The organism is Pseudomonas sp. LRP2-20, assembly GCF_024349685.1.
Classification (GTDB): Bacteria; Pseudomonadota; Gammaproteobacteria; order Pseudomonadales; family Pseudomonadaceae; genus Aquipseudomonas.
Map to the genome: position 1 here is coordinate 1,795,018 of NZ_AP025944.1, position 13,376 is coordinate 1,808,393.

The 13,376-nt window shown below is 63.1% G+C and carries 15 protein-coding genes; 3 read left to right on the forward strand and 12 right to left on the reverse strand.

Annotated features, from left to right (window positions below; translation table 11 throughout):
• Positions 1-17 precede the first annotated feature (17 nt).
• The 9 genes from ccoG to ccoN (OCX61_RS07885) form a co-directional block, all read right to left on the reverse strand.
• Positions 18-1,433, reverse strand: a complete 1,416-nt coding sequence (ccoG, locus tag OCX61_RS07845; protein WP_261943294.1) for a cytochrome c oxidase accessory protein CcoG — start codon at positions 1,431-1,433, stop codon at positions 18-20.
• Positions 1,434-1,744: 311 nt separating this feature from the next.
• The gene (ccoP, locus tag OCX61_RS07850; protein WP_085677875.1) at positions 1,745-2,725 is read right to left on the reverse strand and encodes a cytochrome-c oxidase, cbb3-type subunit III; all 981 of its coding nucleotides are present in this window, start codon (positions 2,723-2,725) and stop codon (positions 1,745-1,747) included.
• Complete coding sequence (locus tag OCX61_RS07855) at positions 2,722-2,913, reverse strand: cbb3-type cytochrome oxidase subunit 3 (protein WP_085677876.1); 192 nt, start codon at positions 2,911-2,913, stop codon at positions 2,722-2,724. The genes ccoP (OCX61_RS07850) and OCX61_RS07855 overlap by 4 nt, the downstream gene beginning before the upstream one ends.
• Before the next feature lie 5 nt (positions 2,914-2,918).
• On the reverse strand, positions 2,919-3,527 hold the full coding sequence (gene ccoO, locus OCX61_RS07860; protein WP_054884105.1) for a cytochrome-c oxidase, cbb3-type subunit II: 609 nt from the start codon (positions 3,525-3,527) through the stop codon (positions 2,919-2,921).
• The gene (gene ccoN / locus OCX61_RS07865) at positions 3,527-4,969 is read right to left on the reverse strand and encodes a cytochrome-c oxidase, cbb3-type subunit I (protein WP_085677877.1); all 1,443 of its coding nucleotides are present in this window, start codon (positions 4,967-4,969) and stop codon (positions 3,527-3,529) included. Before ccoN (OCX61_RS07865) ends, ccoO (OCX61_RS07860) begins: the two co-directional genes overlap by 1 nt.
• A gap of 648 nt (positions 4,970-5,617) precedes the next feature.
• Positions 5,618-6,559 carry a cytochrome-c oxidase, cbb3-type subunit III gene (gene ccoP / locus OCX61_RS07870; protein ID WP_261943295.1) on the reverse strand — a complete coding sequence of 314 codons (942 nt, stop codon included), beginning with the start codon at positions 6,557-6,559 and terminating at the stop codon, positions 5,618-5,620.
• A complete protein-coding gene (locus tag OCX61_RS07875; protein ID WP_054884102.1) occupies positions 6,556-6,762 on the reverse strand; it encodes a cbb3-type cytochrome oxidase subunit 3 in 207 nt (68 codons plus the stop codon). The genes ccoP (OCX61_RS07870) and OCX61_RS07875 overlap by 4 nt, the downstream gene beginning before the upstream one ends.
• A 5-nt stretch (positions 6,763-6,767) precedes the next feature.
• Positions 6,768-7,376 carry a cytochrome-c oxidase, cbb3-type subunit II gene (gene ccoO / locus OCX61_RS07880; protein WP_054884101.1) on the reverse strand — a complete coding sequence of 203 codons (609 nt, stop codon included), beginning with the start codon at positions 7,374-7,376 and terminating at the stop codon, positions 6,768-6,770.
• 13 nt (positions 7,377-7,389) lie between these two features.
• Entirely contained in the window at positions 7,390-8,814 is a 1,425-nt protein-coding gene (gene ccoN, locus OCX61_RS07885) for a cytochrome-c oxidase, cbb3-type subunit I (RefSeq protein ID WP_261943296.1), read from the reverse strand.
• A gap of 50 nt (positions 8,815-8,864) precedes the next feature.
• On the opposite strand from ccoN (OCX61_RS07885), the gene OCX61_RS07890 reads away from it, so the two are divergent.
• The gene (locus tag OCX61_RS07890; protein WP_261944281.1) at positions 8,865-9,557 is read left to right on the forward strand and encodes an alpha/beta family hydrolase; all 693 of its coding nucleotides are present in this window, start codon (positions 8,865-8,867) and stop codon (positions 9,555-9,557) included.
• Between the two features lie 113 nt (positions 9,558-9,670).
• Here OCX61_RS07890 and ppnP read toward each other — a convergent pair whose 3' ends face one another.
• Positions 9,671-9,955: a pyrimidine/purine nucleoside phosphorylase gene (gene ppnP / locus OCX61_RS07895; protein WP_013973489.1), complete on the reverse strand. Its 285-nt coding sequence runs from the start codon at positions 9,953-9,955 to the stop codon at positions 9,671-9,673.
• Positions 9,956-10,030: 75 nt separating this feature from the next.
• Positions 10,031-10,582, reverse strand: a complete 552-nt coding sequence (locus OCX61_RS07900; protein WP_261943297.1) for a 3'-5' exonuclease — start codon at positions 10,580-10,582, stop codon at positions 10,031-10,033.
• Positions 10,583-10,745: 163 nt separating this feature from the next.
• Between OCX61_RS07900 and OCX61_RS07905 the strand changes: the two genes are divergently transcribed.
• Both OCX61_RS07905 and OCX61_RS07910 read left to right on the forward strand, forming a co-directional pair.
• Entirely contained in the window at positions 10,746-11,546 is an 801-nt protein-coding gene (locus OCX61_RS07905; protein WP_261944282.1) for a substrate-binding periplasmic protein, read from the forward strand.
• Between the two features lie 64 nt (positions 11,547-11,610).
• Complete coding sequence (locus OCX61_RS07910) at positions 11,611-12,624, forward strand: GNAT family N-acetyltransferase (protein WP_261943298.1); 1,014 nt, start codon at positions 11,611-11,613, stop codon at positions 12,622-12,624.
• A 105-nt stretch (positions 12,625-12,729) separates the two neighbouring features.
• On the opposite strand, the gene OCX61_RS07915 is transcribed toward OCX61_RS07910, so the two are convergent.
• Positions 12,730-13,260 (reverse strand): RNA polymerase factor sigma-70, encoded by a 531-nt coding sequence (locus OCX61_RS07915; RefSeq protein ID WP_261943299.1) that lies wholly within the window; start codon positions 13,258-13,260, stop codon positions 12,730-12,732.
• Positions 13,261-13,376: the final 116 nt, after the last annotated feature.

The following is a 13,376-nucleotide window of genomic DNA, read 5'->3' on the forward strand; positions in this document are numbered from 1 at the left end:
TGTCAGTGTTCTCTCTGTCAGCGGATCTGTGGGCCGATGAAGCGGCTCTTGGCTTCAACCTTGGCGGCGCTGTCGTCGGCGCTCTTGAGGATGAAGGTGATTTCGTTGGTGGTCGAGGGCAGCTTCTCGGGGGCGATCGACAACTGCACCGGCAGGCTGACGATATCGCCGGCGGCCACGCGGATTTCGCGCTGGCCTTCCAGGCGCAGGTCGGGCAGGCCGGCGGCGTCCAGCACGTAGACGTGGTCGCGCTGGTCCTTGTTCATGACCTTGAGGCTGTACACGTTCTCGATCCGGCCCTGGGCGTTCTCGCGGTACAGCACGCGGTCCTTGCTGACGTCGAAGCCCACCAGTGAACGGGTGGCGAAGGCCGTGCCCAGGGCGATGATCATCACCAGCAGCACCACGGCATAGCCGATCAGGCGCGGGCGCAGCATGTGGGTCTTCTGTCCCGAGAGGTTGTGCTCGGTGGTGTAGCTGATCAGCCCTTTGGGGTAGTTCATCTTGTCCATGATGCTGTCGCAGGCGTCGATGCACGCCGCGCAGCCGATGCACTCGATCTGCAGGCCGTCGCGGATGTCGATGCCGGTGGGGCAGACCTGCACGCACATGGTGCAATCGATGCAGTCGCCCAGGCCCTTGGCCTTGTAGTCGATGTCCTTCTTGCGCGGGCCACGGGTTTCGCCACGGCGCGGGTCGTAGGAAACGATCAGGGTGTCCTTGTCGAACATCACGCTCTGGAAGCGCGCATAGGGGCACATGTATACGCACACCTGCTCGCGCAGCCAGCCGGCGTTGCCGTAGGTGGCCAGGGTGAAGAAACCGACCCAGAAGTAGGCCCAGCCATCGGCCTTGCCTGTGAAGAATTCAGTGAGCAGTTCGCGGATCGGCGAGAAGTAGCCGACGAAGGTCATGCCGGTGACGAAGCCGATCAGCAGCCACAGGCTGTGCTTGGCGAACTTGCGCAGGAACTTGTTGCCGCTCATGGGCGAGCGGTCGAGCTTCATGCGCTGGTTGCGGTCACCCTCTGTGACTTTTTCGCACCACATGAAGATCCATGTCCACACGCTTTGCGGGCAGGTGTAGCCGCACCAAACGCGGCCGGCGAACACGGTGATGAAGAACAGGCCGAAGGCGGCGACGATCAGAATGCCCGAAAGCAGGATGAAGTCCTGGGGCCAGATAGTGGCGCCGAAGATGTAGAACTTGCGCTCTGGCAGGTTCCACCACACGGCTTGGTGACCGCCCCAGTTCAGCCACACGGTGCCGAAGTAGAGCAGGAACAGCACCGCCCCGCCGACCATCCGCAACCGGCGGAAGATGCCGGTGAAGGCGCGGGTGTAGATTTTCTCGCGAGAGGCGTAGAGGTCGACGGAATCCTTCCCTTTGTTGGCAGGCGGGGTGACGTCATGTACCGGAATTTGCTTGCTCATCATCAAGTCCCACGGCAGTGGAGAAACGCCGCGGCCAGTGCGTGCCAGCCGCGGTCTCGCGCATTCTGCTAGCGCTCTGCGAGCCATGATACGCCGCTGGTGGCGGTAAGGGATCGCGCTGCGACCTTTAGTCGCGTTGGGTTCGTGGTATGAATCGTGTTATGGCGGGTGTCAATTGATCCAGGTCACCTTGTGCTGCTTTTGCCGGCCTCTTCGCGGGGCAAGCCCGCTCCCACAGGTACTGCACAGGTCTCGAGACAAGTGGAGAACTTGTGGGAGCGGGCTTGCCCCGCGAATGGGCCTGGCCTGCCTTACTCGGCCTGCTGGGCCGCCTCAGGCTGATGCGACAGGCTGTACACATAAGCGGCCAGCAAGTGCACCTTGTCATTGCCCTGCAGCTGTTCCTGTGCCGGCATCTGGCCCTGGCGGCCATAGCGAATGGTCTGCTGCAGCTGGGCAAAGCTCGAACCGTAGATGAACGCCTGTGGGTGGGTCAGGTTCGGCGCACCCATGGCCGGGGTGCCCTTGCCCTCAGGCCCGTGGCAGGCCACGCAGTTGGCGGCGAACAGCTTCTGGCCGTTCTCGGCATCGGCCTTGGCGCCTTCGGGCAGCGTGCGGCCATCGAGCTTGCTGGTGACGAACGCGGCGACATCGGCCACGCCCTGTTCGCCGAGCACCTCACCCCAGGCCGGCATCACACCGTGGCGGCCGCCCATGATGGTGGTCTTGATGGTTTCCGGCTCGCCGCCCCAACGCCAGTCCTGATCGGTCAGGTTGGGGAAGCCGTAGGCGCCCTTGGCGTCGGAGCCGTGGCACACCGAGCAGTTGGAGGCGAACAGGCGTGCGCCCATCTTCAGCGCCTGGGGGTCCTTGGCGACCTCTTCGATCGGCATCGCCGCGAACTTGGCGAAGATCGGCCCGAAGCGTGCGTTGGCCTTGGCCATTTCCTTTTCCCACTCGTGCACGCCGGTCCAGCCCGGCTGGCCGTTGGAGAACTCGGTCTGCTTGTCGTTATCCAGGTACGAATAGCCCGGCAGAATGCCTTTCCAGTTGCCCAGGCCTGGGTACAGCACCAGATAGCCGAGGGCGAAGATGATGGTGCCGACGAACAGCCAGAACCACCACTTCGGCAGCGGGTTGTCGTATTCCTCGATGCCATCGAAGGCATGCCCGACGGTTTCGTCGGTAACCTCTTCGCGCTGGCCCTTGCGGGTCGACAGCAGCAGCCAGGTCAGCGAGAAGATGGTGCCCAGGGTCAGGACGGTAACGTACAGACTCCAGAAGGTTGTCATTGTTGTTTGCTCCCAGAAGCTTTTGCTTGCTCGACGTGCTTGCTGGCCCCGGGATCATCCGCAAAGGGCAGTTGGGTCGCTTCGTCGAAGTCCTTCTTGCGCCGCGGGCTGAACACCCACAGCGCCAGGCCCACGAAGGCCACCATCACCACGACGGTGCCCAGGCCGCGAATCATCCCGATATCCATCAGCGTCACCGTTTGCTTTTGATGATGGTGCCAAGACCTTGCAGGTACGCGACCAGTGCGTCCATTTCGGTCTTGCCCTTGACCGCGTCGCGGGCGCCGGCGATGTCGGCGTCGCTGTACGGCGTGCCAAGGGTGCGCAGCACTTCCAGTTTTTTCGCGGTGTCCTTGCCGTCGAGCTTGTTCTCGACCAGCCACGGGTAGGCCGGCATCTTCGACTCCGGCACCACGTTGCGCGGGTTGTACAGGTGCGCGCGGTGCCAGTCATCGGAGTAGCGGCCGCCAACGCGGGCCAGGTCCGGGCCGGTGCGCTTGGAGCCCCACAGGAACGGGTGGTCCCAGACGCTTTCGCCCGCGACCGAGTAGTGGCCATAGCGCTCGGTTTCGGCGCGGAACGGGCGGATCATCTGCGAGTGGCAACCCACGCAGCCTTCGCGGATGTAGATGTCGCGGCCTTCGACTTCCAGCGCGGTGCGCGGCTTCATGCCTTCGACCGGTTTGTTGGTGACGTCCTGGAAAAACAGCGGGACGATCTGGGTCAGGCCACCGACGCTCACGGCGATGACCATGAAGAAGGCCAGCAGGCCTATGTTCTTCTCGACGGCTTCATGCTTCATCAGTGCGCTCCCACGACGACGATCTTGGCGGCTTCCTCGGCCTGTGCCGGGTTGGCGGCACGTACGGTACGGAACACGTTGTAGGCCATCAGCAGCATGCCGGTGGCGAAGAACGCACCGCCCAGGGCGCGGACGATATAGCCAGGGTGGCTGGCCTGCAGGGCTTCGACGAAGGAATAGGTGAGCGTGCCGTCATCGTTGATGGCGCGCCACATCAGGCCCTGGGTGATGCCGTTGACCCACATCGAGGCGATGTACAGCACGGTGCCGATGGTCGCCAGCCAGAAGTGCGCGTTGATCAGGCCGACGCTGTGCATCTGCTCGCGGCCGTAGAGTTTCGGGATCATGTGGTACACCGCGCCGATGGAGATCATCGCCACCCAGCCGAGGGCCCCGGCGTGCACGTGGCCGATGGTCCAGTCGGTGTAGTGCGACAGCGAGTTCACGGTCTTGATGGCCATCATCGGGCCTTCGAAGGTGGACATGCCGTAGAACGCCAGCGACACCACCAGGAAGCGCAGGATCGGGTCGGTGCGCAGTTTGTGCCAGGCACCGGACAGGGTCATCATGCCGTTGATCATGCCGCCCCAGCTCGGTGCCAGGAGGATGATCGACATGACCATGCCCAGCGACTGCGCCCAGTCAGGCAGGGCGGTGTAGTGCAGGTGGTGCGGGCCGGCCCAGATGTACAGGGTGATCAGCGCCCAGAAGTGGACGATCGACAGGCGATAGGAGTAGATCGGCCGCTCGGCCTGCTTGGGCACGAAGTAGTACATCATCCCCAGGAAGCCGGTGGTGAGGAAGAAGCCCACCGCGTTGTGGCCGTACCACCACTGGATCATCGCGTCGGTGGCGCCGGCGTAGGCCGAGTACGACTTGAACAGGCTTACCGGCAGCGAGATGTGGTTGACGATGTGCAGCATCGCGGTGACCACGATGAAGGCGCCGTAGAACCAGTTGCCGACATAGATGTGCTTGGTCTTGCGCTTGACGATGGTGCCGAAGAACACCAGCCCGTAGGTGACCCAGACGATGGCCAGCAGGATCGCCAGCGGCCACTCGAGCTCGGCGTATTCCTTGGTGGTGGTGAAGCCCATCGGCAGGGTGATCAGCGCGCCGACGATCACCGCCTGCCAGCCCCAGAAGGTGAAGGCGGCCATGCTGTCGGAGATCAGCCGGGTCTGGCAGGTGCGCTGCACCACGTAGTAGCTGGTGCCGAACAGCGCACAGCCACCGAAGGCGAAGATGACCAGGTTGGTGTGCAGGGGGCGCAGGCGGCCGAAGCTGGTCCAGGGCAGGTCCAGGTTCAGTTGCGGCCACACCAGCTGCGAGGCGATGAAGACGCCCAGGCCCATGCCAAGGATCCCCCAGACCACCGTCATGATGGCGAACTGGCGGACGACCTTATAGTTATAAGCAGTCGGACTGATTGCTGTGCTCATTCTAAGGTTCCACGGTTTTGGTGTTCTTGTTGGTCGAAAAATCGGCGCCAGTATCGATAACCACTGGGGTTATGGCAACGCAAGGATCCTTGCGCCGACCCGTGTCCGGGCCCTTTCGCCGGTGTCCCGCGGCGATAGGGTCGGGACGATTGTACACAAATAAATATTTGTAATGTGTACCGTTTTTCATCTTTTTCTGATCGATCGGTCAAGCTTTTTTTGGGGGCGGCATCAGGCTGTGCGCCGCGTCTGCTTCGGTCCTTTGGGAGCGAAGCCCACTGTGGCAACAAGCTTAGTTCTGTTCGGAGGGGGTGCAAGGGAGGGGAAGAGCAGGGGGTAAGGCAAGGGTGTTGCGGTGGGGCGGAGGGTAAGGCAAGGGTGTTGCGGTGGGGCGGATATCGAGCGCCGCCCGCGCGGCGCATCGCGAGCTTTGCTCGCTCCTACGTTTGTTTCGGGCCAGTAACGCCTGTGACAGGCGCGCGCGACCGCCTTGTTGGTACGACACGATATCGAGTCATGCGCCAAGGCGTCCGCGCGCAAATCCCACAGGATAAACTGGCCTGAAACAAACGTAGGAGCGAGCAAAGCTCGCGATGCGCCGCGCGGGCGGCGCTCGATCTCACAGGCGCCGAATCTCTCTCGGCGAACTCACTGGGCGGTCCCCGCTTCAGCGGCTCCTCCCTGCGACAGGCTGTACACATAGGCTGCCAGCAGGTGCACCTTGTCATTGCCCTGGATATCCGCCTGGGCTGGCATCTGCCCCTGGCGGCCATAGCGAATGGTCTGTTGCAACTGGGCAAAGCTCGATCCGTAGATAAACGCCTGCGGATGGGTCAGGTTCGGCGCGCCCATGGCTGGGGTGCCCTTGCCCTCAGGCCCGTGGCAGGCCACGCAGTTGCCAGCGAAGATCTCCTTGCCCTTGACCGGGTCGGCCTTGACCCCTTCCGGCAGGCGGCGGCCATCGAGGTTGGTCAGCACGAAGGCTGCAACATCCGCCACGCCCTGTTCCCCGATCACTTCGGCCCACGCCGGCATCACGCCGTGGCGGCCGTTCATGATCGACGCCTTGATGGTTTCCGGCTCGCCGCCCCAGCGCCAGTCCTGGTCGGTCAGGTTAGGGAAGCCGTAGGCACCCTTGGCGTCGGAGCCGTGGCACACCGAGCAGTTGGAGGCGAACAGGCGGCCGCCCATTTTCAGCGCTTGCGGGTCCTTGGCCACTTCCTCCACCGGCATGGCGGCGTACTTGGCAAAGATCGGGCCGAATTTGGCGTCGGCCTTTTCCATCTCCTTCTGCCACTCGTTGGCACCGGTCCAGCCATTCTCGTAGCCGGGCAGGATGCCCTTCCAATTGCCCAGGCCCGGGTACAGCAGCAGATAACCGGCACCGAACACCAGGGTGCCGACGAACAGCCAGAACCACCATTTTGGCAGCGGGTTGTCGTACTCCTCGATGCCATCGAAGCTGTGCCCCATGGTCTGGTCGGTGGTGCTGTTGCTCTGGCCCTTGCGGGTCGACAGCAACAGCCAGGCCAGGCCGATCAGGCTGCCGAGGGTCAGTACGCTGATGTAGGTACTCCAGAAGGTGGTCATTGCGCTTTGCTCCTCACAGCCGCAGTCATGGCAGCAGGTTCCTGCCCGGCGGGGGGCAGGCGGTCGTCGACGAAGGGCAGCAGGCGCGCTTCGGCGAAATCATGGTCGCGGCGACGGTTGAACACCCACAGCGACAGGCCGATGAAGGCGATCATCACCACCAGGGTGCCCAGGCCGCGGATCATGCCGATGTCCATTTCCATGGCACTTACCTCTTGTTCTTGATGGCGGTGCCGAGCACCTGCAGGTAGGCGACCAGGGCGTCCATCTCGGTCTTGCCCTTGACCGCGTCACGGGCGCCGGCGATGTCCTCGTCGGTATACGGCACGCCCAGGGTGCGCAGGGTGCGCATCTTGGTGTCGGTGTGGCTGTTGTCGACCTTTTCGGCGACCAGCCAGGGGTAGGACGGCATCTTCGATTCCGGTACCACGTTGCGCGGGTTGTACAGGTGCGCGCGGTGCCAGTCGTCGGAGTAACGGCCGCCGACCCGGGCCAGGTCCGGGCCGGTGCGCTTGGAGCCCCACAGGAACGGGTGGTCCCAGACGCTTTCGCCCGCGACCGAGTAGTGGCCGTAGCGCTCGGTTTCGGCGCGGAACGGGCGGATCATCTGCGAGTGGCAACCCACGCAGCCTTCGCGGATGTAGATGTCGCGGCCTTCCAGTTGCAGCGCGGTGTAGGGCTTCATGCCTTCGACCGGCTTGTTGGTGACGTCCTGGAAGAACAGCGGAACGATCTGGGTCAGGCCGCCGATGCTCACGGCAAACACCATCAGCAGGGCCAGCAGGCCGACGTTTTTCTCGATGACTTCATGTTTCATCAGGCAGGTCTCCTCAAGCCAGCTGGGCGTTCGCAGGGGCAGCGTCAAGCGCCGGCGAACGCACGGTGCGCCAGGTGTTCCAGGCCATCAGGAACATGCCGCTGAGGAAGATCGCGCCACCGACGAAGCGCACGATGAAGCCTGGGTGGCTGGCCACCAGGGTTTCCACGAACGAGTAGGTGAGCGTGCCGTCGCTGTTGACCGCACGCCACATCAGGCCCTGGGCGATGCCGTTGACCCACATCGAGGCGATGTACAGCACGGTGCCGATGGTCGCCAGCCAGAAGTGCGCGTTGATCAGGCCAAGGCTGTGCATCTGCTGCTTGCCGAACACTTTCGGGATGGTGTGGTACAGCGCGCCGATCGAAATCATCGCTACCCAGCCGAGGGCGCCGGCGTGCACGTGGCCGATGGTCCAGTCGGTGTAGTGGGAGAGGGCGTTGACCGTCTTGATGGCCATCATCGGGCCTTCGAAGGTGGACATGCCGTAGAACGCCAGCGACACCACCAAAAAGCGCAGGATCGGGTCGCTGCGCAGTTTGTGCCAGGCACCAGACAGGGTCATCATGCCGTTGATCATGCCGCCCCAGCTCGGTGCCAGCAGGATCAGCGACATCACCATGCCCAGCGATTGCGCCCAGTCCGGCAGGGCGGTGTAGTGCAGGTGGTGCGGGCCGGCCCAGATGTACAGGGTGATCAGCGCCCAGAAGTGGACGATCGACAGGCGATAGGAATACACCGGGCGTTCGGCCTGCTTGGGCACGTAGTAGTACATCATCCCCAGGAAGCCGGCGGTGAGGAAGAAACCTACCGCGTTGTGCCCGTACCACCACTGCACCATGGCGTCGGTGGCGCCGGCATAGACCGAGTACGATTTGGTCAGGCTGACCGGCAGCTCCAGGTTGTTGACGATGTGCAGCAGCGCCACGGTGAGGATGAAGGCGCCGAAGAACCAGTTACCCACGTAGATGTGCTTGGTGTTGCGCTTCATCAGCGTGCCGAAGAACACGATGGCGTAGCACACCCAGACGATGGTGATGAGGATGTCGATCGGCCATTCCAGCTCGGCGTATTCCTTGGAGCTGGTGTAGCCCAGCGGCAAGGTGATGGCCGCCAGCAGGATCACCAATTGCCAGCCCCAGAAGGTGAACGCGGCCAGGCCCGGTGCGAACAGGGTGGTCTGGCAGGTGCGTTGCACCGAATAATAGGAGGTGGCGAACAGCGCGCAGCCGCCGAAGGCAAAGATCACCGCATTGGTATGCAGGGGTCGCAGGCGGCCGAAGCTGGTCCAGGGGAGGTCGAAGTTGAGGGAAGGCCAGGCGAGCTGGGCGGCGATGAAGACGCCGAGCCCCATCCCGACGATTCCCCACACCACCGTCATGATGGCGAATTGGCGGACCACCTTGTAGTTATAGGCGGTACTGCTGGTTGTGTTCATGTATGGGTTCCCATCCACGGTTATTTGGCAGGCTTTACAGCGAGGCAAGCATGATTAATGGGCAAAGTGCCGGTATTGACGGGGATCAATGGGCGCAAGTCGGAAATGTCCCAGGCTTGCGCTGCGATCCTCCGCGAAACGGGGGCGAGGGCGGTGCGTCCGCGTGCCTGATCCTGGCCCATGGCGCGGGGGCGCCGATGGACAGCGATTTCATGAACGAAATGGCGCAAAGGCTGGCGGCGCTTGGGGTGGCGGTGGTTCGCTTCGAGTTCCCCTACATGGCCGAGCGGCGTAACGGCGGCGGCAAGCGGCCGCCCAATCCGCAGAAGGTGCTGCTCGAATGCTGGCGCGAGGTGTACCGGCAGGTGCGACCTTTGGTCACGGGCAGGCTGGCCATTGGCGGCAAGTCGATGGGCGGGCGCATGGCCAGTCTGCTGGCCGATGAACTGGGCGCGGATGCGCTGGTGTGCCTGGGGTATCCGTTCTATGCGGTTGGCAAGCCTGAAAAGCCCAGGGTCGAGCACCTGGCAGGGCTGAAGACGCGTACGTTGATCGTGCAGGGGGAGCGGGATGCGCTGGGGAATCGTGAGGCTGTCGAGAAGTATGCGCTGTCACCGGCGATCGAGGTGAGCTGGCTGGTGGCGGGGGATCATGACCTGAAGCCGCTGAAGGCTTCGGGGTTCAGCCATGAGCAGCATCTGCAGGCTGCGGCTGAAAAGGTTGCGAATTTCCTGAAGGTTTAGTGCTGGATTTTTCGCGGGTGAACCCGTTCCCACAGGTTCACCACTGCCCTCGAGTGTGGTGCCAAACCTGTGGGAGCGGGTTTACCCGCGCAGAGGCCGGAGCAGGCCAGCGCTTAGTCGCGGTACTCGCACAGGTAGGCAGTATCCACCTTCACCTGCAGCTGGAACTTGCTGTCGGCCGGTACGTTGAACTTGTCGCCAGCGTTGAAGGTTTCCCAGTTGTCGCTACCTGGCAGCTTGACGGTCAGGGCGCCGGACACCACGTGCATGATCTCGCGCTTGGCGGTGCCGAACTCGTATTCGCCCGGGGCCATCACGCCCACAGTGGCAGGGCCTTCTTCGCCAGCAAAGGCGATCGACTTGACGGTGCCGTTGAAGTACTCGTTGACCTGGAACATGGGCGACTCCTGAAAGAATGGGGGTGAAAAAGGGCTGGCCAGTATGCCCAAGCCCATTCGCCCCGTCATCTGCTTTCAAGTGCCGTTCGCAGGCAGGCTCAAGGGTAGCAGGCGTGCGGTGTTGCGCGCATCTTCCAGGGCCCGGTGCTGTTGCCCGCAGAAGTGCATGCCGGCCAGCTGCAGTGCACCATTGAGCCCGGCCGGGCGCTGCAGGTGGCGGGCCTTGGCGAAGCGCTGTTTGAGGTTGATGTGCGGCAGCTCGCGCAGCAGGCTTTCGACCGCATGCTGGCGCCACTCCTGCAGCAGCTGCTGGCGGTCGTAGTCGCCCCAGCTGACCCAGGCCTGCAGCTGCCCGCGATGGTGCCCCAGCCAGCGCTCGAAATGCGCCCACACCTCGGGGAACGCCGCGGCACTGTCGACACTGGCCTGGCTGATGTGCGTAAGCTCCCGGCAGAACGGTGTCAGCTGTGGCCGCCGCCGGGGCCGCACGAAACGCTGGAAGTGGTCAACTTCACGGCCTTCGCGGGTCACCAGGCTGGCGCCGATTTCAATGATTTCCATCTCCGTGACCGGCCAGCCACCGTCATCGGTGGTGGCTTCCAGGTCGATCACCAACCAGTGGCCCATACCAGGCTCCCTCGCCATATATGCCAGAGCAGCGTAGCCAATGTCTGGCCACACGGCATCCCCTGGCAAAATGCCCTCACTTTGGCATAACCAGCAGTTGTGCCGTATCGGGAAAACGCCTAGCTTAGGCGCATCCAGGTATGAACCGTGATGAGTGTCCGCTTTGACTCCAGCGCCCGGCCTGAAGGTAATGTCCACCCTGTTGATGCTGGCTGCAACCTGGCTGGCGGTGCCAGCGTGGGCCGCCGAGGCCATCGACGTGAAGATCGGCGCTGCGCATTTCCCGCCTTATACCGTGCGCCCGGAGCAGGGCGCCGACACCGGTTTGCTGCCACAGCTGGTCGAGGCCTTGAACCGCCTGCAGCAGGACTACCACTTCGTCCTGGTGCCCACCTCCATTCAGCGGCGCTTTGGTGATTTCCAGCAAGGTCGCACCGACATGGCGATCTTCGAGAACCCCGAGTGGGGCTGGCAGCAGATCCCCCACCAGACGGTGGACATGGGTCTGGAGGATGCCGAAGTGTTCGTCGCCAGGAAGGTCGATGGCCTTGACCAGCACTACTTCGATAGCCTGGGTGGCAAGCGCCTGGCGTTGTTCAACGGTTATCACTACGCCTTCGCCAACTTCAACCCCGACCCCACCTACCTGCGCAAGATGTACAACGCGACGCTGACCTACTCCCATGACAGCAACCTGCTGATGGTCCAGGCCGGCCGCTCTGACATCGCCCTGGTGACGCGCTCGTACTTGAGCGACTTCCAGGCCCGCAACCCCGAAAGCGTCAACCAGTTGATCGCTTCGCAGCGCGTCGACCAGGTCTATCACCACTATGCCTTGCTACGCCCCGATGCCCCGATCAGCGATCGCCAGTTCGCCAGGTTGATGCGTAACCTGCGCGACACCGGTGAACTGACGCGCATCTTCCAGCCCTACCAGATCACGGTCGCCGCGCCGAACGACTAAATTCCCCTGTCATGGGCACGTCATCAGCATTGAGCCTTTCTTTCATTTGCCGTGAGCCAAGACCATGCCGTTCGATGCCGCTTCGCAGCCCCTGTCTTTCCCACGCTGGCGCAACCTCGATGCCGAGGAGGGCGACAACTGGCTGAGCCTGACCCTTGAAGGCCGCCCACTGATCCAGGTGCGCCTGGTGCCAGGTGATACGCTGCAAGTGCATGTGCAGACCCTGTGTTCGCAGCGCCCGCAACAGGCCTTGTGGGCTGCTTGCTACTGGCTGCTGTCGCGTGACCCGGCGCGTCAGCGCCTGGCTGTGCATCTGTCGGCAAGCGTGCCCGAGGCGTTGGCCAGTGGTTTGTTGCTGGCCTGCCAAGCCGAGGGCGTCTACCTGTGCGAACGCGCGTTGTTCTGGCAGTTGCCACAGCCGTGGCTGGGCGCCTCGGCCAGCGCTGCCTACCCGCAGCAGATGCAGTTCAGCAACGGCAAGCGCCACCCGCGCCGGGCACCCAAGCCACGTGGCGAGGTGTATCGCCGGTTCGATGCGCGCCTGGGCGCCTGGGTTTCGCTGCGGACCCTGGAAATCGACCAGGACCTCGAGCGCTTCAACCGCTGGCAGAACAACCCGCGGGTAGAGAAATTCTGGCAGGAAGCGGGCTCGCTGGAGCAGCACCGCGAGTACCTGGCCAAGCTTGAAGCCGACCCCCATGCCTTGACCCTGATTGGCTATTTCGATGAGCAGCCGTTTGCCTACTTCGAAGCTTACTGGGCCAAGGAGGACCGCATCGCGCCGTTCTACCCGGCAGACGACTACGACCGTGGCATCCATATGCTGGTGGGGGAGGAGGCGCACCGTGGCCCGCACAAGGTCGCCAGCTGGCTGTCGGCGCTGGTGCACTACCTGTTTCTGGATGACCCGCGCACCCAGCGGGTGGTGGCTGAGCCGCGCGCCGACAACGGCAAGATGATCGGCTACATGCACGACCAGTGCTTCCATTGCGACAAGGAATTCGACTTCCCGCACAAGCGCGCGGCGCTGATGATTCTGGGGCGGGAGCGGTTCTTCGAGCGCTGCAAGCTGGTCTGAGACCGTGTCGCCGCGCTTCGCGGGCAAGCCCGCTCCCACAGGCTTCAGAGCCTGTGCTGTCTCGGTGGGAGCGGGCTTGCCCGCGAAAAGAGCGACGCCGCGCTGTCAGGTCTGGCGGTTGGCAGTCTTGCGGCAATGCACCAAAGCATCGCGAATCATGAAGTTGACCAGGGTCGGCGACACCCCCAGTTCCTTGGCGATGTCTTTCTGCGGCACACCATGCAGGCGGTACATCTCGAAGGCATAGCGGGTGCGCTGGGGCAGTTCGTTGAGCGCTTCGGCGATATGCTCGAGTGCCGCCCGGTTGATGTGCGTGGCCTCGGGCGAAGCGTTCGGGATGACCACGTTCAGGCCTTCCTCTTCGCTGCCTGAGTATTTCAGCTCCATCGCCTGCTTGCGGTAATGGTCGATGGCCAGGTTGCGCACGATCTGGAACAGGTAGCTGAGCTGCGCCTTGAACGACGAGGTGATCTGTGGGGCGGCGCTGAGCCGGAAGAAGGCGTCCTGCACCACATCCTCGGCGCGTGAGCGGCAGCCGGTGATGCGCGCCGCGATCTTGACCAGGATGCTGCGGTTGTCGACGAACGCCTGGAGTAATGGTGAATCGCACTTACTTGTGGATAGTTGTTCCGCCATGGAAATCACCTTGTCTCGAAGGGGGGAGGGAGTACCCCATGAGGGGAAGCTTCCAACGACGTGCGACAAACTATTCAGAATGATAATGATTGTCAAATACGAAAGTTAATGAGTTT

What these genes read in the sequence shown, in the direction of transcription:
- ccoG (WP_261943294.1), bottom strand. Translation starts at nt 1,433, where the DNA reads ATGAGCAAGCAAATTCCGGTACATGACGTCACCCCGCCTGCCAACAAA.
- ccoP (WP_085677875.1), bottom strand. Translation starts at nt 2,725, where the DNA reads ATGACAACCTTCTGGAGTCTGTACGTTACCGTCCTGACCCTGGGCACC.
- OCX61_RS07855 (WP_085677876.1), bottom strand. Translation starts at nt 2,913, where the DNA reads ATGGATATCGGGATGATTCGCGGCCTGGGCACCGTCGTGGTGATGGTG.
- ccoO (WP_054884105.1), bottom strand. Translation starts at nt 3,527, where the DNA reads ATGAAGCATGAAGCCGTCGAGAAGAACATAGGCCTGCTGGCCTTCTTC.
- ccoN (WP_085677877.1), bottom strand. Translation starts at nt 4,969, where the DNA reads ATGAGCACAGCAATCAGTCCGACTGCTTATAACTATAAGGTCGTCCGC.
- ccoP (WP_261943295.1), bottom strand. Translation starts at nt 6,559, where the DNA reads ATGACCACCTTCTGGAGTACCTACATCAGCGTACTGACCCTCGGCAGC.
- OCX61_RS07875 (WP_054884102.1), bottom strand. Translation starts at nt 6,762, where the DNA reads ATGGAAATGGACATCGGCATGATCCGCGGCCTGGGCACCCTGGTGGTG.
- ccoO (WP_054884101.1), bottom strand. Translation starts at nt 7,376, where the DNA reads ATGAAACATGAAGTCATCGAGAAAAACGTCGGCCTGCTGGCCCTGCTG.
- ccoN (WP_261943296.1), bottom strand. Translation starts at nt 8,814, where the DNA reads ATGAACACAACCAGCAGTACCGCCTATAACTACAAGGTGGTCCGCCAA.
- OCX61_RS07890 (WP_261944281.1), top strand. Translation starts at nt 8,865, where the DNA reads ATGATTAATGGGCAAAGTGCCGGTATTGACGGGGATCAATGGGCGCAA.
- ppnP (WP_013973489.1), bottom strand. Translation starts at nt 9,955, where the DNA reads ATGTTCCAGGTCAACGAGTACTTCAACGGCACCGTCAAGTCGATCGCC.
- OCX61_RS07900 (WP_261943297.1), bottom strand. Translation starts at nt 10,582, where the DNA reads ATGGGCCACTGGTTGGTGATCGACCTGGAAGCCACCACCGATGACGGT.
- OCX61_RS07910 (WP_261943298.1), top strand. Translation starts at nt 11,611, where the DNA reads ATGCCGTTCGATGCCGCTTCGCAGCCCCTGTCTTTCCCACGCTGGCGC.
- OCX61_RS07915 (WP_261943299.1), bottom strand. Translation starts at nt 13,260, where the DNA reads ATGGCGGAACAACTATCCACAAGTAAGTGCGATTCACCATTACTCCAG.